The sequence below is a fragment of the Streptomyces auratus genome, assembly GCF_050433025.1.
GTDB lineage: Bacteria > Actinomycetota > Actinomycetes > Streptomycetales > Streptomycetaceae > Streptomyces > Streptomyces sioyaensis.
This window is the reverse complement of the sequence record NZ_JBNGCB010000003.1, coordinates 3,380,452-3,398,955: the sequence shown is the minus strand read 5'-3', so window position 1 is coordinate 3,398,955 and position 18,504 is coordinate 3,380,452. Positions and strand designations below refer to the sequence as shown.

Sequence of the window (18,504 nt, the reverse complement as noted above, 5' to 3'; positions counted from 1 at the left end):
CGTAGGCGTAGTCGCGCCTGGCTAATGGATATGCGGAGTCCGTCCCAGCCAGAAGGCGGCGACCGATGGCTGCTCGATACCGCTGGTGGACCCGTCGTGGGGCAGGAACTCGGTCGGCGCGATGTAGCCCTCGCCTGGCTTGAGGCGGATGCGTAGGCAGCGCAGAGGGCGGCCTTCAGCGACGTACCGGCGGATGTCCTCGGTGTGGGGGTAGTGGCGCTGAACGTCGGCGCCGAGGTCTTGGCAGATCTGTTGGATGTCTCTGTCGGCGAGCAGGAGGTAGCGCGGGCCGGGGCCGAGGTTGAGGCAGAGGCGTCGGCGGCTCTCGTGGCGCCGGGAGTACGGGAGCCGCTCGAATTGGTCGACGTGCATGCCGATGCGGAGGCCGTTGGCGGAGTCCTGTGTGGTGGTGTCCGAGTCCGCAGGGCTGGCAGTGCAGCCCAGGAGTTCGGTGGGCCAGCCGCGGGGCAGCGAGTCGAGGCGGGCGGCGGCGTCCATGCGGCCGTCCTCGTCGTCCGTGGCGAAATGTGGAAGGGGCCGATGTATCAGCTCGATCTGGACGCTGTCCGGGGTGGCGTCGTCGGCTTGTAGGCATTCGGCATCGTCGCGGGTGAGGGGCTGCCAGGGCCCGTGTGGGACGACGGATCCGTCGTCGTATCCCTCCTCGTCGCTGGTCAGCCGGACGGAGGCGACCCAGCACCGGCCGACGAGTTTCTCGGACTCACTGAACGCGAGCCGTATACCCATAACCGCCCCTTTGGTTGCTTCTATTCCGGGATGTTCTCTCCGTAGGTGACATTCAGCTCGGCTGCAAGGGCCTCGGCGAGCTGGAGCGTCTGGGCGTGGTCGATGACGACCTTCTGGAGTGAGGAGAGGCCACGGAGCTGTGAGAGGTCGTTGCCCCGGAGGTCGAGGCCGCCGTATTTACCGCCGTCGAACTCGGTCAGCCGAAGGTCGCAGTCGTCGATCAGGGCGGTACGCAGATCGGCGGCGACGAACGTGGTCTCGCGCAGCGAGCACTTGGAGAAGATTACGGATCCGGCGGCCTTGATACGGGTGAAGGTGCTGTAGTCGAGCTTGCAGTTCTCGAACAGGACGTTGTCGAGCGTGACCTCTTCGAGTACAGCGCCCATCAGCTTGCAGTCGCGGAAGACGGCACGGGAGACCTTGCTGTCGGACCACTGCAGGGAGGAAAGGTCGCAGCCGGAGATTTCGACGGAGTCCACGCGGAGCTTGTCGAAGCGGGTGCGTTGGGTCTTGAGCCCGGTGATCCGGCCGTGCATCAGGTGAGTGTCGGCAAGGTCGAGGTCACGCAGCTCGGCGTCGGCGTAGTTGAACTCTGCCACCCGTCCGCGGCCCCCCTCCAGCGAGGTGACGTTGGAGAGGTAGAGGCCCGGCTCGTTCAGGGCGGGAAGCGTGACGCTCGTGCGGCGGATCCTGCGGGTGTCCATCAACAGCCTTTCAGCGCGGTCGTTCGGTCGCCGCCGCTGCTGGCACGCCGGGGAAGGGCGCACCAGCAGCGGCACGGCTTACCTCTTGTTCCAGTTATCCCAGGTTGGGCGGTTATCAAACGGTGCCGGACTCTTCGCCCAGTTATCCCATGTAGGTCGGTTGTCCCATGTTGCTTCAACGACCCTCTGGGGTTGGGCGTCCTGCGTGGCTGTCAACTCCATCACGATGGGGGCGTCGGAGGTGGCGAGTCTTTCCAGGAACGTCATGCAGTTGCCTCCTTCGTTGCGAGGGTGGACAGGGCCGTGACCAGGGCCTGCCGTGAGGTCCGGCAGTAGTTGGTTTCGGTGGTGGTGAGGCTGCCGTTTTCGAAAAAGCGGTTGGAAGCCTGAGCGCCGCGGCAGAAGTCGAAGAATTCGCATTCGGCCTGGCAGCGGTCCAGGCCGGTGAGGAAGTCGCGCACGTAGCGCAGCCGGCAGGCGCCGCGGAGGATCTCGGTCAGGGGCTGGTCGAGGATGCTGCCGGCCACGAAGTTGCCGTATTCGGGCGCCTGGGCGTCCGCGAGTTCGGGTGAGAGCAAGACCACGTCACCCTTCCAGGAGATGGTGGGGGTGGGGTCGAGGCGGCGCTGGTCCCAGTCGGCCCTCTGCCCGGTGCGGATCAGCTGGAGGTACTCGGCCAGACGCTCGACTTCCCGCACGGTGAAGGTGCCGCCATGCTCCCGGGTCCAGGCGAGGGTACGGCGCCAGAAATCCTCGGCCTGGACGGGGGTGGGGGCCTCCCGGTCGGTGTTGACTCCTTCGATCTCCTCGATGTTGAAGCCCACCGAGTGGCACCCCAGGGTGGCCAGGAACTCCAGCAGCTCCTCCGGCATCGTGATGCCGTCGGTGCCGACCACGGAGATCACGGAAAAGGGGATGCCGTGCTCGCGCAGGTGCTTGATGCCGCGCAACGTCCGGTCGAAGGCCGGCTTGCCCCGAAGGTCGACGCGGGCGCTGTTCACGACGGCCGGGCCGTCGATGCTCACCCCGACGCGGACGTCGTATGCGGCCAGAAGGTCGCACCAGGTATCGGTGAGGAGCGTCGCGTTGGTCTGCACATAGTGGTGGATTCGCCCCTCGCGGCGCAGCGCCTCGAACGGCGCGAGCAGGGCGGCGAACTTCTGCTGCCCCACTGCGAGCGGTTCGCCGCCGTGCCAGACGATGCCGATCGGGTGATCGATGTCCTCGAACTGGGCCACCTGCTGCGCCAAGGCGTCGGCTACCTCCTCGGGCATCTGGTGTGTGAGTTTGCGGAAGGGCAGGTAGCAGTACCGGCAGTCCAGGTTGCACCAGGTCGTGGGCTGCACCACGACGGTGTGTGGGGAGGCGAAACGCTGCTGGTACCGGGAACGCCACTGGAGCGAATGAGAGAGCATCGTGGTCCTCTCTGCAACGGACAGGGGCATCGCCACCCCGGCGCAAAGGGCCGGCGAGCGGGATGCGACCACCATCCAGCCCACCGTGACGTGCGGACGATGACATCTCGCTGTCACTGCCGATGACATGTCATCGGCCGCGCAATGACACTGATCAGAAGTCGCCGTATTTGCATGTGAGTTCAAGCAGAGCCCGTGGGCTATCGTGGCGGACGTGTCTCGCTCGATTCTGATCCACGACGGCCGCACCTCCCGCGATGTCGGTCTGGTGTACATCTGCTCGGGCTACCTCGTCGAGCAGGGCAAAGTCCTGCTCGTGCACCACAACCGCTTCGACAAATGGGTGCCGCCCGGCGGCCATATCGAGCCCGGCGAGTCCTTCGCCGGTACGGCGGTGCGTGAGTTCAAGGAGGAGACGGGGCTGTTGGTGGAGGCGATCTCCAGCCAGCCGGAGATCCACCCCGCGGATGGGAACGCCACCCCCGAGCCTGTGCCGTTCTACGTCGACGTGGAACGCGAAGGGTTCGCCACCCCCGCGCTGGTCCAGTTCTTCTTCATCCAGCGCCAGCCCGGCACCCAGGGGCAGGCAGTCGAAGCGCAGCTCGAAGAGGTGCACGGGGCCGCGTGGTTCGGCCTGGAGGACCTGGATGACCTCAAGACCTTCGACCAGGTCCGCTCCCTGGCTCGGTTCGCGCTGCTCAACTACCCGGTGGTCAGCGAACGTGCCGAGTAGACGGCTGCTCTATCGACCCGCGAGCCGGTAGCCGCCGGCGCCGTCCACCGTGGCGGCGAGCAGCAGCCGGATCGGAGCACTCCCGAAAGCGGCGGACACCGCGTGGTTCAGTCGCTGGACGTACTTGGGAACCGAGGACGGGGCAACGTAGAGCGCTCCCGCGATCCGCTCGGTCGACAGCCAGCCGTCGGGAGCCTCGTACACGATCTTGACCAGGTCGAAGAGGCGCTCAGACACCTCGCACTCCACCGTTCCCTCGCTGGAGCGGGCTTTGGCAAGGATCATCCGGCCCGAACCGAGTGCCACGCTCTCGACGACCACTTCGGCCGAAGCGTCGCTGGCCCCCTCTGGGGTGCTGTCGTCGAAGCCCATACGGGTCAGGTGGCGCAGTGCTTCCTCGTAGGCCGACACCGTGTAGTACGCGGCCCGGATGGTGGCACGCTTGCCGGAGGCTCCCGGCTCGTTCCATAGTCCGGCCTGCGGATCCCACAGGTCATTCATCAACTCCCACGCCTTGGCGAGCCGGGGGTCACCTGGATTGGCGCCGGCCCGGATGGTGGCCTGCGTGCACAGCGCGTAGGCCATGTGTTCCCATGCGGTGCCCTGCACGTCCTTGTCGTCCTCGACGAAGATCTCCCAGCGGTGACGGTTGCGCAGCAGCCACAGACCCGCGTCGGCTACCACCTCGCGCAGCCGCTTCACCTGCCCCGCGCCATGTACGCCTCCGGTCTCCCGCGGGTCGTCCCGGTAGGCGGGCGCGCCGTCGGGCCCTGTTCCCGAACAGACGGCTGACAGGGCGAGCAGGCACAGCGCAGTCTTGCTGGGGCTCGGATCTGTATCGACGTACGTGCGCCACCCCCATGCCCCGCTGGAGCGCCGGTGGTAGAGCAAGCCGCGGACACCGTGCTCGATCAGCGGCTCAACGCGCTTCAGCAGGCTGCTGGTCTCCACCCCGCCGGGCAGGAGGAGTCGGGGACCCAGGTCGTGGAGCGTACCTCTGAGCTGAGCGAGCCCGTGAACGGTGAGGGCGGTCTGGTGCAGCGAGGTGTCGTCAAGCCCCAGCACTTCCGGCCAGCCGTGGTCGACATGGTGATCCTCAAGCCATCCGACACACCAGGCCGCGACTTCTGCGACACCGGCGCGGTGGAAGAACCGCGGGTGGGACAGCAGTCCGGCCAGACCGAAGGCGATGAACCGGGTGTGCTCACCACGGCCGCCCTTGTGACGGGGCTGACAATGCTCCGAGATGGCGCAGGTCAGGAAATCGAGCGCCCGACGTGCCGGCTGGCCGGCGATACCAGCGGCGCGCAGGATCGGCAGAACCTCGCTGGTATTGACGATCGACGAGACCGACGTGAGCGTTAGGCCCCATCCCCCGTCGTAGCCCTGGTTTTGCAGAAGTGTCCGGGCAGCCTGGCCCGCTCTTCCCTCGAATGCCGCGAGCCCCACACGCGCCGACTTCATGGTCCCCCTCCGCCGTCGGATACGGATCGCCCGGCCGAATTTACCCAACTCACCTGCCAGGGAAGCACGTTCGAGGGGTCGCCTTAAGGGCGCCCGCCAAGCGCCCCACCGAGAGCCTCGCCATGGGCCTCCTGGTCACCGGCGGCGGGACGCCGGACGCCGAGGCGCTCAGCTCATCAGCGTCAGTACGTCACCGGGGTCAGTACATCACCGTGATCCGCCGGGCCGGCCCGTCCATTCGCACCGTGCCGCCGTAGCGGATCACCACCTGGGGATCGGTGTGGCCCAGGTCCACGTCGAAGACCGCCATCGTCTGCGGGGCGTACGCCGCCAACGCGCGCAGGACCGCCTCGCGCTGCTCGACGACGTAACGGCGCTTGGCCTCCGGGCCGTTCGGCCGGTCGAAGGACCAAGCCTTGGCGCGCCCCATCAGCAGGGCGGGGAAGCGGGCGAGCAGCCCGCGCTCGCCCATGCTGCGCAGGATGTGGAAGACCTCCTCCGCCGCGGGCAGCTCCTCCGAGGTCTCCAGGAACAGGACGCCGCCGTCGTACGCGGCCGGGTCGCGTTCAACCTCGCGGTCGGCCATCAGCAGCCAGGACAGGATTTCGATGTTGCCGCCCCAGGAGGGGCCCTCGACGACCCGCTCGGGCCGGTGCCAGATCCACCCGTCGGCGGGCTCCGAGTCCCGCTCGACGCGGAAAGTCTCGGGGTCCCCGCCCAGTCGCGGTCCGTGTCCCCGAAGCGCTCGGCGGCCCGGAGCTCGTAGGGGCCGGACGTGAACAGTGCCGCGCGCACCGAATCCGCGGACATCGGGTGGAGGGCGTAGGGGCGGCCGAGCTCGGTCATCAGGCAGGCTCCGTGATAGCCGACCAGGCCGAGATTGCGCAGGAACATCAGCAGGTTGGTGTTATCACTGGTCCCGAAGAACGGCTTGGGGTGGGCGCGGATCAACTCCCGGTCCAGCAGCGGCAGCACGGTGATCTGATCGCTACCGCCGATGCTGGCCATCACCGCCTTGACGGTCGGATCGGCGAACGCCGCGTGGATGTCGTCGGCCCGCTCCTGGGGCGTGGACCCCATCCGCCGCGTGGCCGGATACTCCACGGGCTCCAGCCCGAAGTCCTCCCGCAGCCGCCGGAGCCCCAGCTCGTAGGGAAGCGGAAGCACTCCCGGCAGACCGGACGACGGCGAGATCACCGCGATCCGGTCACCGGGCACGGGCTTGGGCGGATACACAGACGTCTTCATACACAGGAGGCTAAGGCGCCAACTTGGCTTCCCTCACCTGCATTTCACCACGTCGTGATCCAATTAAGGCGCTCTCGCCGTCTCCCACCTGGCAGAGGTGAACGCCGACCTCGCCCTCTCACCCTGCCGTCGAACGAGTGGGCCCACCGAGAGGGAGGCGTGACCGAAACCTCAGACAGCGATCGTCAGCTCCACGCCAGCATCAGTGGCGCATGTGGTGACTGCCGACAGATCCGCTATCACCACGTCGGCATCAAGGGCACTGGCGGCGTGGGTCGTTGTGACAGCCACCGTTGCCATCCCCGCCGCACGCGCAGACGCAAGTCCCACCGGGGCATCTTCGAATGCCACGCAGCGCTTGGGATCGACACCCAGGCGCTGCGCCGCGAGAAGAAATGGCTCCGGGTCGGGCTTGTGATGGGTGATGTCATCCACCGTAACGACGTGAACCGCGCGCACTCCTGCGGCTGCTAGGCGCGCGTCGGCGACCCTGCGCGTGCCGGAAGTAACCACCGCCCAGCGGTCTACTGGCAACGACGCCAATAGCTCCCGTGAACCGGGGACGGGGACAACCCCTCCGGCGATGGCGTCGTCGACCTCCGCCTGTTCGAGAAGAGCCACTGCCGAAGCCACTTCTTCGGCCGGCAGAAGGTCGGCCACGATGGCTGCGGCTGGCCTGCCGTGGGGCTGGACCTCCATGATCTCCGCGATTGTGAGGCCATGAGCGTCCGCCCATTGCGACCAGCAACGGAAAACCGACTTCATAGACGAAACGAGCGTTTCGTCACTGTCAAACAAGAGCGCATCGGCCGAAAACTTCATGGTGCTTGAAGATACCGCGCCACTCATCCCCCCTCGACACCGCCAACTAGCCCAACAGGGCACTCCTCCCACATCGGACTTTAGAGCGGCAAATCCACCACAGGGGCAAGTAGATGACGCGTAAACCAAGTGAGGCGTGGAGCACATTTTCAGCCACCGGGATGACCCGCGACGGGCCGCGGATTCACCAACTCCCCCCAGAAGAGCGGCAGTCCAACCCCGGACTGCTCGCGACGCAGCAGGGATCCCAGCGGGTGCGTTCACTCGCGTGCTCTATGATCATCCACGCATCCCGAGGCGGAATGCTGCATTCCGCTTTCGACTTCAAGGCGAACAGGGAGTTCAACCTTGGAAGCCCAGGGGTTGCGTTGCTCTAGTCCGTCGAAAGGTGCAGTGATGGGTCCCTTGCGCCGGACCAGCGAGATGCGTCTGCTGCGCAAGCGATGCGAACGTCAGCTGGCTGACCTGCCCATCCCCTCCCCTTTCAGCCTCACGGGCCTCGTTGCCGAGATCGAAGCGGCGCGCGGATGTCAGATCCACCTCGTTCCCGTGTCGGATGCACACGGAGATATGCGGACGGCTTGCGGGCTGCGCGTCACCGTAGAGCGTTTGAACTCGACATTCATCCTCTACAGGCCACGCCCCACCCCCAACCAGACTGAGCACGTCATCATCCACGAGATTGCTCACCTCTGGTTCGGCCATGGCAAATCCCTGACCCCGGAAGAGGAAAATCAGCTCCTCCCTCCTCTATTCCAAGCGTTCCTCGCCGACGTGCGAGGGGACAGTCCGGTGGTCCAAGCGCGAGCGCACTACGAAAGCCACGAGGAACGCCAGGCAGAGTTTTCCGCCTCCCTCATCAAGCGCCTGGCGCGACGGCAAGCAGCACCTGGCACCGATCTCATCAGCGTGATGGAGGCCAGCCTCACGCACCCGATAGCACCGCCGCGTAGGCGCCTGCCGTAGGGGGCTTCCTTGGATTCCCTGATCCTCGCCGTTTCCGTTGCGATGACTGCAGTAGCGCTATGGCGTCTGCCTGGTGCCCGCTATGGCGATCCCCTCCGACGCACATTGTGGGGCTGCAGTGCCGGCTTTGCCGTCACACTATGGATCCGATTCCCTCCGATCAAGGAGGCATTGGGGCAAGTTGGCATAGTCGACTTCGATGCCCTGGTGAAGTATCTGGTATCGATCGCAGCTTGCCTGTCTATGCTCAACTACTCCGTTACCAGCTATCTACTCGTGCTTGCTGGGGACGATGCCCCGAGGCATATCGCCATCTCGCGGAAGGTAGCCCGAATCGCACGGCGCTCGATTCCCGCTGTCGTTCCCGTGATGATCTTGCTGTTTTTCCTCGCCGTTGACCGGAGGCACACCAGTAGCGACTTCGCTGCCGACCACGCCGGCGAGTGGGGGGCTGCGGCCTTCATGGCGTGCTACTACCTCTACCTTGGCGCGTCCGCTTGGACCGTCGCGTACCAGTGGACGCACGTCAGCCGCAGTGCCGACTCCCTCGTGTTGCGCACCGGATTGGCGCTGGGCGCTGCCTCAACCTGGCTCTACACCCTGTACGCGGTGCTACGCCTGACGTACATGTGGATCGCGATGCTCGCACCCACCCCTGCCAACGTCGACCACATCGTTGAAAACCTGGGCAGCGCATTTAACGTGTTGGCGGCAACTCTGTTCGCTCTTGGGGCCAGCCTGCCCACCACCCATGTCGCAGCCGATCGTTGGCGCACATGGCGCTCCCTGTGGCGAATGCATTCCCTTCGGTGCGACTTGACTAAAGCGTTCCCCGAGGTCACCTTTCAGCCTGCTGGTACCCGCCTTCGGGAGATGACCCGTTGGTCTCCCCCGCTGGATGTGCGACAGGACGGGTGGATCCAGGAAATCGGCGACGCCGTCGACCTCTTGCGCCATCACGCGACACCCGAACTCTGGCCAGCCGCGGAAGAGGCTGCACGCAGGCATCGTGACGCTGAACCGGCCGCGGAGGCTCACTGGATCAAAGCCGCGCTCACCTCAGCCACCCGCGGCTGTCGCTCCAAGGTGCCGGCAGAGCCCCTGCCGGAAAAGCCTTTCGGCACCGCCAGCGGCGAGGCTGCCTGGCTCCATCGAGTACAGGCCGTCTACGCCAGGATCCGCCCGCACGAGACGGAAGAGCTGGTTGCCGAGGCCGGCCTGCCCTGCTGGCGTCAGCTGGGCAGGTGCGAGGCTCACTCGCCCTAACCAGCATCAGGAGCTACACCGTCAGCTGGCCGGGATTCGATCGGGCAGGGGTAGCCGCCAGGGCCAGCAGCCAGCCGAAGCCATCATCGTCCAGGACGATCTTGCAGGTCTTCGTTTCAGGCGATCCGGGGGTCAGGCTGCGGCCGTTGTTTGGACACCTGAGCCCAGTCGGCTCCAGCGCCGACCAACGAGCTTAACGCTCGCCTTCTTCGGGGCGGTGTGCGTTCTCGTGGCGTACAAGGACCTCGCTGAGCGTCGCCAACATGGCGGCCGAGACTCCCTTGCTGGCGCCGCGGGCGGCCACGCTGACGCCGTCACTGCGCATGAGGCTCAGGAATTCCAGCCGGTCCAGAATCTGCCGTTCGACCTCTTCCCCAGGCGCGAAGTACCACGGCTGGACGTTGAATGCCGCCCCCAGCCCCGCGAGCAGGCTGTCGGACGGCAGGCCGGCCTGAACTTCAGCGGACCCCCGACTATCGGTCCGCAGTGCCTCGATACCCGCCGCGTCCACGGCAGCGAAGCCTGCTGCGGCATTGACAGCGTCCGCGATTTCACCGTCCGATAGCGGCTTCCGCTGAAGCAAGGCCGTGATCTTCTCACCGAGGCTCTGAGGCGGCCGATCTTCTGGGTTGGGGGCGCTGGATTTACCGAAGGACCTCTCCTGCGCCTTCTCCAGCTCTTCACGGCTCACCCCGTAGAGGTCAGCAAGGGGCTCGACATAGTCGGCGTTAAGCGGCCGTGTTCCTGCTTCAGCATTGGACAGGGGAAGACGACTGATGCCGAGGGCCCGCGCCGCCTCTGCCTGGGTGAATCCGGCATCGCAGCGCAGATCCTTCAGATCCGGCGGCCCGAGCCGTGGGAAGAGCACATCAAGGTCTTGCCCCAAAGCCTCGGCAAGGGCCGGCAAGCGCTCGGGGGAGGGTGCGGTGTCGGACCGTTCCCAGCCACCGATCGCATCCTTGCTCACATCGAGTAGCCGCGCCAGCTCGGGGCGCTGAAATCCCGCGGTTCGCCGTGCCGCCAGCACGCGCCGGCCATCGAATTGGCGAACCGACACTGCACTCTCCTGACTCTGGATCGCGGCCATCGACGGGCACAGCCTACCCGCGCTTGATGCACAAGCCCACCTAGCGTAGGTTTTGTGCATCGCGGCAGGTGGGGGCTGCTCTGGCATCCGTCTTGGCGCTTTTCTCCTCAGCCTACTGGCTGATCGCACCCGCCGGCCGGACCGAGCCCATCGACCATGAACGGAAGAGCGCACGCATGCATTCCGCTTCCCCTGCTCACTCTCTGCAACTAGTACAGAGATTAAGAGCCAACTCTGGATCTTGACGCAGGTCCGTGCCATGTTCGTTGTCCCCGGGCGGCCCGCCCGGCGGTGCGAAGGTGAGGAGCACGGCAGGTACCGACAGACGTCGTAGGTCCGCATACAGCGGCGGCGCCCGAGAGCGGGAACTCCCGGACGCCGGACGCTTAACGGCATAGCCCGCCCCGGCAAGGGCGGAGATTGCCCACCATCACCACGCTGATCCCATTCCACCGGGCGCTTCAGCGTGGCAACACGCAAGGGATTGTTGCATGCCTCCTGCCCTGCGCAAAAGGCCATCCGGCCTCGCCCGCGCGGCATCCACCTTCGCCTCGGCGCCACTTTGCTGCGCAGCGGAGCACACCACCACGGATTCGGCCAGCCGCCGGTCCCGCGTCATGAGCGGGAGCGGCCGATGAGCAGCGAAGCCCGCGAGTGGGTGTGGGAGAACAGCTCCAGCAAGGGAGCTGGGCGCCTGGTCATGCTGTCGATCGCCGACCGAGTGACCGACGAGCAGTGCATCGCCTGGGCCTCCTTGACGAGCCTGGAGGAGCGCGCCAATGCCTCACGGTCCACGGTCCGCGACGCCCTCGACCGGCTGCTCGCCAGCGGTGAGCTGGAACAGCTGGACGACCTCGTCGGCCCCCAGCGCAGCACGGTCTACCGCCTGCCCCTCGCCGCGAAGGCGATAGCGCAGGCCACGAGGGAGCAGGCCAGCGACGACGCGTCGATGGACGAGCCCGAGGCCGAGCCGACGCTGCGGATCTCGCCCCTGAGGCGGTACGGAATCCGCCCCCGCGAGGTACCGGAATCCCCCGGCACGGTCCGGAATCCGGCAGGTCCGGAATCCGGTACCTCGCGACGGAAACCGGCACATCGGCGTGCCGGAAACCGGCACAGCGGTGTACCGGAATCCGGTCCCCAGAACCGTAGTGAACCGAAGGTGAACCGTAGGTACAGCAGTAGGGGTACCGCCGTCACCCCGGCCAGCGAGTGGCAGGTCGACCCAGACACCCACACCTGGGCCCGCCAGCAAGGCCACCTCGACCGCCTCGGCCAGGAGGGCCTCGCCGCCGCCGACGCGAAGTGGCGTGCCCACCGCGCCGACTTCAAGCCCCGGTCGGCGGGTGCCTGGGCTGCCGACTGGCGCTCCTGGATCGCCAGAGAGCGCGCCCCAGGCGGCCCGCAGCTCTACGCCGCGCCCGGCAGCGGCCCCGCCCAGCCGAGCGGGATGACCCGCGCCGAAGCCCACACCGCAGCCCTGCTCGCCGCCCTCGACGAGCCGACCGGATCGGAGTAGCCATGGACCGCCGCGAACTCGCCGCCCTGCTGGCCTACATCGGCCGACTCGACCCCCGCACCATCCGCACCGACAAGGGCGAGGCCCGCGACCAGATCGCCACGTGGCACGAGCTGCTCGGCGACGTGCCGATGACCACGCCCCACGGCTGGGATGCCCGCGCCGCCGCCCGGCAGCACATCAGGGTCTCGCCCTACCAGGTCCTGCCTGCGGACATCGCCCGCCCGTGGGAGAGCTACCGGCGCGACCGGCTGGCCCGGCACACCGACCCAACGCCGGGGGCTGATCCTGACGACCAGGCGGCCTGGACCGCCGAGCTGGTCGGCACCCGGCGCGCGGTGGCGGCCGGCAGCGCTCAGCCCGCGCAGTACCGGGCAATCACCAGCAGCCAGCTCGCTCCCGAGCTGAAGGCACGGCTGCGGAACAACGGCTCCTGCATACCGCCAGAGGTCCGAGTCGCGCTCGCGCCCTACCGGCCCGCTCGTGCGGCGCGCGAGGCGGCGGTCGCCCAGGGCCAGCCCGATGCCCTCGGCGTCATGTGCGAGTGGTGCCGGGCCCAGATCGGCGAGCCATGCCGTCGCCGCCGGGTCGCCCCCGACGGCGGCGCGCGCGGAACCGCACCACGAGTCACCCCCCACCCTGGTCGTCTCGACCTCGCCGCCGCCCGGCAGGCCCAGGAGACCGAGCAGGGCCAGCCCGCCCTGGCGTGACCGACCGCGTCGGTGCACCCCATCCGGTGCCCCAACGTGACACCACCATCACCCGGCTGCGGCGCACGCCCTGCGCCGCAGCCGGCCCCCGACACCGCGTCCATCCGCCCCCCGGCACCCGACCGGCCGACGCGGCAGCACATCGGAGCCTCCCTTGCGCCACATCACCACCCACGACGCGCCGGCCACCGGCCTGCGCGGCATAGGCGACACCAGCTGGCACACCCGCGGAGCGTGCCACGGCATGGACGTCGAGGACGCCGACGCCGTTTTCTTCCCGCTCCCCCGGGACCACGAAGCCATCGCCGAGGCGAAGGAACTCTGCGGCTGGTGCCCGGTACGCCGCGACTGCCTCAACTACGCCCTGGAGAACGACCTCAAGGAGGGCGTATGGGGCGGGCTGACCGAAGCCGAGCGGCGCCCCTGGCATGACGGACTGCCTCAACGCCTCGACTACAGCCGCGTGATCGCCTTCTTCAACGGACGCGACGTGCACCTGACCGAGTCCGAGCGCCAGGTCGTCATCAACCACGCCTACGTCCGGGGCTGGCACACCGACCGGCTCGCCGCCGCCCTGCAGATCGGCCACAAGCACGCCCGTGACCTACTGCGACAGGCAGCCCTCAAGGTCTTCGACCGCGACCGAAACCTCGGCGTGCCCCGCCGCAAGAAGAAGCGGACGCCAAGCACCCGGACGACCAGGCGGCCCATTTACCCACCAAACCCGCCACGAAGCAGCCCGTGTCCGGCCCAGTGACCTCGCCCTCGACGGGCGCCCCTCTCGGAAAGGCGGCATGACCCTGACCCTCGGCATCGCCCAGGACCCATCCCTCCTCCTCGCCATCGGCATCCCCGTCGCCGCCATCGCCCTAGCCCTGACGGGCTGGGCAGCCCGCCGCCGGAAAGCACGTACGCCGAATCGTTTCGGCAGCCCGGCAGCCGTCAGGGTCGCCGCTCTCGCTGCGGTCGGCTGCACCGCCTACTCTGCCGACACGAGCTGGCGATTCGCCGCCGACTTCTTGGACATGGCCGGCGTCGGCGAGCGAATCGGCATGTTTGCGGCAGGTGAACTCGCTCTGTTCGCCACCGCATTGATGGCCCGGCAGAATCTGGCGGTCCAGGGGGCACCCGGGCTGCCCGGGACACTGGTCTGGGTCATCACCGGCGTGCAGGTGGTCCCTGCCTATGCCGAGAGCGGCCCCATCGGCGGTACGGTCCGCGCCTTCGTCGGCCCGATCATGGCGGCGATGCTCTGGCATCAGGCGATGGGGATCGAACTGCGTCTGCGCACCCCAGGCGCCGCCTCCCACGGTCTACTCGCCGTCCTGGGGCGGGAGGCACGCGAACGGCTGCTGTCCCGCCTTGGCATCGCCGCGCGAGATCGCGACGCTGCGCAGATCACCGCAGACCGCGCCACGGCACGCGCCGTCGCCCTCGTCGTCCGCCTCGCCGAACGCACCCCCAAGCAGCAGCAAGGCTGGCGAGGCCGAGGACTCACGCGGCGGCTGTCGAAGGCAATCGGACGGACAGGAGTCGGCACCGACCCCCGCCAGCGCGCCGAGCTACTCGACCAGCTCGCCGCCCGCCGGCACGCACTCGCGCTCGCCACGGTCCCGCTGCCCTCCCCCTGGTCCCCGCTCCACGACCAAAAACCCGCCGTCACGGTCCCCTCACCGAAGGTCCAGCGCACCACGGTCCCCACCGGCAGCCAGCCCAGTGACACCGTATCGATCGGTGACCGGGGACCACGCGGGGACCGCGCCCACCGGGGACCGGGGACCGGGGACCGGGGACCACACGGGGACCGGGGACCACACGGGGACCGGGGACCAAGTCGGGACCGGGGACCACGCCGGGACCGCGCCCACCAGGGACCGGGAACCGGGGACCAACACCGGGACCGGAGACCAGGCCGGGACCGGGGACCACACCGGGACCGCGCCCACCAGGGACCCGGGACCGGGGACCAACACCGGGACCGGAGACCAGGCCGGGACCGGGGACCACACCGGGACCGCGCCCACCAGGGACCCGGGACCGGGGACCAACACCGGGACCGGAGACCAGGGACACAAGGTGCCCCTCCGGCGGAAGCCGACCCCCAGGACCACAACCCGTGGTAGCCGGTCCCGCAGTCCGCAGACGCAGCGTCCTCCGCGCGGGCCGGAGCAAACCGTGGAGCAACTCGTCCAGCAGCTCCGCCCCCACGTCCCGCCCCTGCTCGACCGGGACGGCAACGAGACCGTAACCCGGGTCCAGCTGCGGGAGATCCTCCGGCGCGAGGGCCTCGTGGGTGGCCGGAATGACCGACTGAGCCTCGTCCTGCAGCAACTGCGCAGCGAGACGAGCACGACGACAAGGAGCACCACCCGATGAAGACCTGCCCCCGATTCGCTGCCCTCGGCGATGAGTACGAGCGGGAGATCGGGTTCCTGAACGCTCACTCAATGCGCCATGCCGGACGGCCGGCGGCCAAGTCCAGCGCGAAGCATGCGGCATCGGCGAAGGAGCGGATGGCCCGGGCTCTCAGCGGCCACGTCGAGCGCTGCCCCGAGTGCGGCTGAACCTTCAAAGCAGCAGCTCAAAGCCCTGGACGGCTAAGGGTGGCCCGGCTCCACGCCGGGCCACCGCCCCTTTCCACAAAGGAGATCGCCATGACACACGCAACCGCTCCCGAACAGTTCGAAGACCGCTTGGTCCGGGCGTTCCTGCACACCTTCCTGCGGTACGGACTGATCCATTCCGCAGTCGACGGTCCCGAAGGGCAGTGGTTCGTCCAGATCGGCCCCGATCACCAGATCCATCACCTGACCGACACGGAGGATGCCTTCGACTTCGTCCTCGAAATCCTGGAGATCGTCGACGCCACACAGGGCGGTGAACAGTGACGAACCCGAACCAGTCCCCCTCGCCCCCGGAACCGTCTCGGGACCTTAACTCGGTCTCGGGGGGAGCAAGTTATCCCCCAAGACCGTCTTCCCCGTCGGGGAAGACGGCCTCGGGGCAACCCGCCCCCAAGGTGGCGGGACCGGACCAGCACCGGGGGGCGCAGGTCCGGGCGGCAGCGACCGAGGGCGGATCGCAGCCGCAGGAGCAGCCGTCGCGACGCAAGCGCCGCGACGCCACGAAGGCCGTGCGCAAACGCCCGCCGAAGTCCGGCGACGACAAGCGCGTGCACGTGATCTATGTCCGTCTCAATGACACCGAGAAGACGGTGCTCAGCGCTGCCGCCACCGCGACGCGAACTAGCCTGCCCGCCTTTCTCGCCCGGAGCGGTCTCGCCGCCGCGCACGACCTCGACAACACGGCTGCCGCCATCGCTGGCCATCGCGAGCTGGTCGCTGAACTGTTCGCCGCGCGCCGGCATCTCGGCCAGGTTGGCAACAACCTCCATCAGACCGCGAAGGCACTCAACTCAGCCGCCTGGCCTGCCGAACTCGATGCCGTCCTCGCAGCCACCCACCGCGCCGTGCAGCGCGTCCAGGATGCGACCGATCAGCTCCTCCAGCAGAACTGAGACCGCAACCCATGATCCCCAGGAAGCACAAGCGCGGGAAGCGCACCATCGGAATCCTCTATTACCTGTACGGGCCCGGCAAGTTCGAGGAGCACATCGACCCGCACCTGGTGGCCTCCTGGGACCACTGCGCACCCGACCCCGGCCGGGATGACACTGCCACCCTCAAGCAGCTCCAACAGCTCCTGGACCAGCCGGTCGAGAACCTCGACCAGGCGGAACGACCGGAGCGGCACGTGTGGCACCTGTCCGTCCGCAACGGTCCCGACGACCGGATCCTGAGTGAAGAGGAGTGGGGGGACGTAGCCCGCCGTATGGTCGCTGCCGCGGGCATCGATCCCCCCCGAGGAGGGGGCTGGGTGCCGGTGGGTGGCCGTCCGGCACGCCGACGAGCACATCCACATCGTCGCCACCGTCGTACGCGAGGACGGCTACCGCCCCGACATCAACAACGACGCCAGGCGCGTCCAGGACGAAGCCCGACGCCTGGAAGCCGAGTTGGGCCTGCGCCGTCTCAACACGGGCGACGGCACCGCAGCGAAGCGCCCCACCAGCGCAGAGCGTCACAAGGCCGAGCGGCAGGGCCGCGAGCGCACCGCGCGGGAGGAGCTGCGCGAGACGCTGCGCCGCGCGGTCGCCGGCGCGGCGAGCGAGACAGAGTTCTTCGACCGGCTGGCCGCCGCCGGCCTTCTGATCCGCAAGCGCGTAGCCCCCTCCGGCGACCTGCTCGGCTACAAGGTCGCCCTGCCCGACGACCTCAACAAGGACGGCGAGCCCGTGTTCTACCCCGGCGCGCGCCTCGCCCCCGACCTGTCCCTGCCACGAATCCGGGAACGCTGGTCCGCCGACCACCCCGACGAGGCTCCCTTGCCGGATACTTCTGGCCGCGCGGCCCCGGACAAGCCCTCTGCCGCGCGTCGCCGGACCGCATCGGCCGCCTGGACAGCGATCACGAGCGTCGAGCACGGCGACGATGCGGTCGCCGCAGCGCACATCGCGGCGACCGGCGAGGTACTGGACGCGCTCGCGAAGACCTCCGCCGCCCACACACGCCGTGAACTGCGCGACGCCGCCTTCGCGTTCGAACGAGCCTCCCGCTCTCACATCCGTGCCGAACGCGGGCACGACCGGGCGCTGCGGCAAGCTGCCCGCGACCTCGTCCACGGTGGCCCCGCCCTCGGCCGTGGCGAGGACGGCGCCACGACCGCGATGGCGATCGACATGCTGGTCTTCCTCATCACCGCCGCCATGCACTGGCACGCCAAGAAGGGCCACGCTCAGCAGGCCGAAGCCGCCCGCCAGGCCGCCGAGCACCTGCGTGCCGCCTACCAGGCCGCCGCTGCCCACCCCCTTGGCACGCTCTACCAGCGCGGCAGGCGCCTGGGCAGCCCTCTGGTGCAGCGACAGACGTCCGCGCTGCGCGAAGCGCTGCCGGAGCTGGCGGAACAGATCCTGGCCGAGCCCGGCTGGTACGCGCTCGCTGCCACCCTCGCCGACGCCGAAGCCGCCGGCCACGACCCGGCAAGCCTCCTCGCCGACGCCGCCGGACGACGGGAACTCGACACCGCAGACTCCGTCGCGGACGTACTCGTGTGGCGGCTGCGGCGGACTGCGGACCTGCCCGCCGACACCAGTGACACGGCGAACGACGCGCACACGGGGCACTCGCTAAACCCGGCAGGACAGCGGACACCGGGACGGCCCGGGCCCCGGCGCGGATGACCGTGACTGTGGACTTTGTGAATTGAAGCAGGTCAGGAATCTGAGGCACGATCATGAAGCGAGCAGGACACGACAAGGGAGGACGCCCACGTGTTTCACCGGATACGCCGCCGCCGTGCGGAGACACACGAGATGCGGCGCCTGCATGACCAGTCATGGGCGCAGCTGGAGGGCCTGGTGCCCCCGGAGCCCGAACAAATGCCGGCCGAACCACAGCCCTCCGAGCCGGCGTCGGTCGTGGACGACTTCCTCCCGCCGGAGCTGCGCATCCCGAGCCACAACCAGCTCGACGGCCGGATGATGCCCTGGGCCCAGCCGATCGTCCTCGACGACGAGATGATCACCTGCGCCGAGTGCAGTGCGTACCGGGACTGGCTCATCCTCTCCACCCGCGACCAGATCTGGCTGCGCTGCCGCCAGGGGCACCAGCAGCAGGAAACGCGACTCGACACGGCCTGGTACAACCGCCATGCTGGCCCCGCGGACGCGACACATGCGACGTTCGAGGACTGCCTGCGGCACCTCGGCCACTGACCCCCACTCCTACGACCCGGGCCCACGAGCCCGTACTGACCACCGTCACC

The 18,504-nt window shown here is 68.3% G+C and carries 19 protein-coding genes and 2 pseudogenes; 12 read left to right on the top strand and 9 right to left on the bottom strand.

Annotated features, from left to right (window positions below; all coding sequences use genetic code 11):
* Positions 1 to 21: 21 nt before the first annotated feature.
* The 4 genes from BKA18_RS34645 to amcB all read right to left on the bottom strand — a co-directional run bounded on the left by BKA18_RS34645 (position 22) and on the right by amcB (position 2,866).
* Positions 22 to 747 (bottom strand): hypothetical protein, encoded by a 726-nt coding sequence (locus BKA18_RS34645; protein ID WP_366048679.1) that lies wholly within the window; start codon positions 745 to 747, stop codon positions 22 to 24.
* A 20-nt stretch (positions 748 to 767) separates the two neighbouring features.
* The gene (locus tag BKA18_RS34640; RefSeq protein WP_366048680.1) at positions 768 to 1,451 is read right to left on the bottom strand and encodes a pentapeptide repeat-containing protein; all 684 of its coding nucleotides are present in this window, start codon (positions 1,449 to 1,451) and stop codon (positions 768 to 770) included.
* Positions 1,452 to 1,529: 78 nt separating this feature from the next.
* The gene (gene amcA / locus BKA18_RS34635) at positions 1,530 to 1,718 is read right to left on the bottom strand and encodes a multiple cyclophane-containing RiPP AmcA (RefSeq protein ID WP_366048681.1); all 189 of its coding nucleotides are present in this window, start codon (positions 1,716 to 1,718) and stop codon (positions 1,530 to 1,532) included.
* Positions 1,715 to 2,866 carry a cyclophane-forming radical SAM peptide maturase AmcB gene (amcB, locus tag BKA18_RS34630; protein WP_366048682.1) on the bottom strand — a complete coding sequence of 384 codons (1,152 nt, stop codon included), beginning with the start codon at positions 2,864 to 2,866 and terminating at the stop codon, positions 1,715 to 1,717. Before amcB ends, amcA begins: the two co-directional genes overlap by 4 nt.
* A gap of 214 nt (positions 2,867 to 3,080) precedes the next feature.
* Here amcB and BKA18_RS34625 point away from each other — a divergent pair, with 214 nt between their 5' ends.
* Positions 3,081 to 3,599, top strand: a complete 519-nt coding sequence (locus BKA18_RS34625) for an NUDIX hydrolase (protein WP_366048683.1) — start codon at positions 3,081 to 3,083, stop codon at positions 3,597 to 3,599.
* A 9-nt stretch (positions 3,600 to 3,608) separates the two neighbouring features.
* Here the strand turns inward: BKA18_RS34625 and BKA18_RS34620 are convergent, their stop codons facing one another.
* From BKA18_RS34620 to BKA18_RS34610, 3 genes and pseudogenes are all read right to left on the bottom strand, one after another.
* Positions 3,609 to 5,063, bottom strand: coding sequence for a hypothetical protein (locus BKA18_RS34620; RefSeq protein ID WP_366048684.1), 1,455 nt, complete (start codon positions 5,061 to 5,063; stop codon positions 3,609 to 3,611).
* A 199-nt stretch (positions 5,064 to 5,262) separates the two neighbouring features.
* Positions 5,263 to 6,311, bottom strand: a pseudogene (locus tag BKA18_RS34615) (S66 family peptidase).
* Positions 6,312 to 6,482: 171 nt separating this feature from the next.
* The gene (locus BKA18_RS34610; RefSeq protein ID WP_366048685.1) at positions 6,483 to 7,133 is read right to left on the bottom strand and encodes an HAD-IA family hydrolase; all 651 of its coding nucleotides are present in this window, start codon (positions 7,131 to 7,133) and stop codon (positions 6,483 to 6,485) included.
* Positions 7,134 to 7,529: 396 nt separating this feature from the next.
* On the opposite strand from BKA18_RS34610, the gene BKA18_RS34605 reads away from it, so the two are divergent.
* Both BKA18_RS34605 and BKA18_RS34600 read left to right on the top strand, forming a co-directional pair.
* Positions 7,530 to 8,099: a hypothetical protein gene (locus tag BKA18_RS34605; RefSeq protein WP_366048686.1), complete on the top strand. Its 570-nt coding sequence runs from the start codon at positions 7,530 to 7,532 to the stop codon at positions 8,097 to 8,099.
* Positions 8,100 to 8,108: 9 nt separating this feature from the next.
* Complete coding sequence (locus tag BKA18_RS34600) at positions 8,109 to 9,365, top strand: MAB_1171c family putative transporter (protein ID WP_366048687.1); 1,257 nt, start codon at positions 8,109 to 8,111, stop codon at positions 9,363 to 9,365.
* Between the two features lie 193 nt (positions 9,366 to 9,558).
* Here BKA18_RS34600 and BKA18_RS34595 read toward each other — a convergent pair whose 3' ends face one another.
* Positions 9,559 to 10,452, bottom strand: a complete 894-nt coding sequence (locus tag BKA18_RS34595) for a helix-turn-helix domain-containing protein (RefSeq protein ID WP_366048688.1) — start codon at positions 10,450 to 10,452, stop codon at positions 9,559 to 9,561.
* A gap of 634 nt (positions 10,453 to 11,086) precedes the next feature.
* Here BKA18_RS34595 and BKA18_RS34590 point away from each other — a divergent pair.
* From BKA18_RS34590 to BKA18_RS34580, 3 genes are all read left to right on the top strand, one after another.
* Positions 11,087 to 11,971 carry a helix-turn-helix domain-containing protein gene (locus BKA18_RS34590; protein ID WP_366048689.1) on the top strand — a complete coding sequence of 295 codons (885 nt, stop codon included), beginning with the start codon at positions 11,087 to 11,089 and terminating at the stop codon, positions 11,969 to 11,971.
* A 2-nt stretch (positions 11,972 to 11,973) separates the two neighbouring features.
* Complete coding sequence (locus BKA18_RS34585) at positions 11,974 to 12,681, top strand: zinc finger domain-containing protein (RefSeq protein ID WP_366048690.1); 708 nt, start codon at positions 11,974 to 11,976, stop codon at positions 12,679 to 12,681.
* Between the two features lie 154 nt (positions 12,682 to 12,835).
* On the top strand, positions 12,836 to 13,438 hold the full coding sequence (locus BKA18_RS34580; protein ID WP_429638742.1) for a WhiB family transcriptional regulator: 603 nt from the start codon (positions 12,836 to 12,838) through the stop codon (positions 13,436 to 13,438).
* A 556-nt stretch (positions 13,439 to 13,994) separates the two neighbouring features.
* Here the strand turns inward: BKA18_RS34580 and BKA18_RS34575 are convergent.
* Positions 13,995 to 14,156 (bottom strand): hypothetical protein, encoded by a 162-nt coding sequence (locus tag BKA18_RS34575; RefSeq protein ID WP_429638741.1) that lies wholly within the window; start codon positions 14,154 to 14,156, stop codon positions 13,995 to 13,997.
* 700 nt (positions 14,157 to 14,856) lie between these two features.
* On the opposite strand from BKA18_RS34575, the gene BKA18_RS34570 reads away from it, so the two are divergent.
* From BKA18_RS34570 to BKA18_RS34545, 6 genes and pseudogenes are all read left to right on the top strand, one after another.
* Positions 14,857 to 15,057 (top strand): hypothetical protein, encoded by a 201-nt coding sequence (locus tag BKA18_RS34570; protein WP_429638740.1) that lies wholly within the window; start codon positions 14,857 to 14,859, stop codon positions 15,055 to 15,057.
* Positions 15,054 to 15,245, top strand: coding sequence for a hypothetical protein (locus tag BKA18_RS34565; RefSeq protein WP_366048693.1), 192 nt, complete (start codon positions 15,054 to 15,056; stop codon positions 15,243 to 15,245). The genes BKA18_RS34570 and BKA18_RS34565 overlap by 4 nt, the downstream gene beginning before the upstream one ends.
* 90 nt (positions 15,246 to 15,335) lie before the next feature.
* The gene (locus BKA18_RS34560) at positions 15,336 to 15,569 is read left to right on the top strand and encodes a hypothetical protein (protein ID WP_366048694.1); all 234 of its coding nucleotides are present in this window, start codon (positions 15,336 to 15,338) and stop codon (positions 15,567 to 15,569) included.
* A 131-nt stretch (positions 15,570 to 15,700) separates the two neighbouring features.
* A complete protein-coding gene (locus tag BKA18_RS34555; RefSeq protein WP_366048695.1) occupies positions 15,701 to 16,198 on the top strand; it encodes a plasmid mobilization relaxosome protein MobC in 498 nt (165 codons plus the stop codon).
* Positions 16,199 to 16,209: 11 nt separating this feature from the next.
* A pseudogene (locus tag BKA18_RS34550) lies at positions 16,210 to 17,920 on the top strand (relaxase/mobilization nuclease domain-containing protein).
* A 132-nt stretch (positions 17,921 to 18,052) separates the two neighbouring features.
* A complete protein-coding gene (locus tag BKA18_RS34545; RefSeq protein ID WP_429638739.1) occupies positions 18,053 to 18,454 on the top strand; it encodes a hypothetical protein in 402 nt (133 codons plus the stop codon).
* Positions 18,455 to 18,504 lie beyond the last annotated feature (50 nt).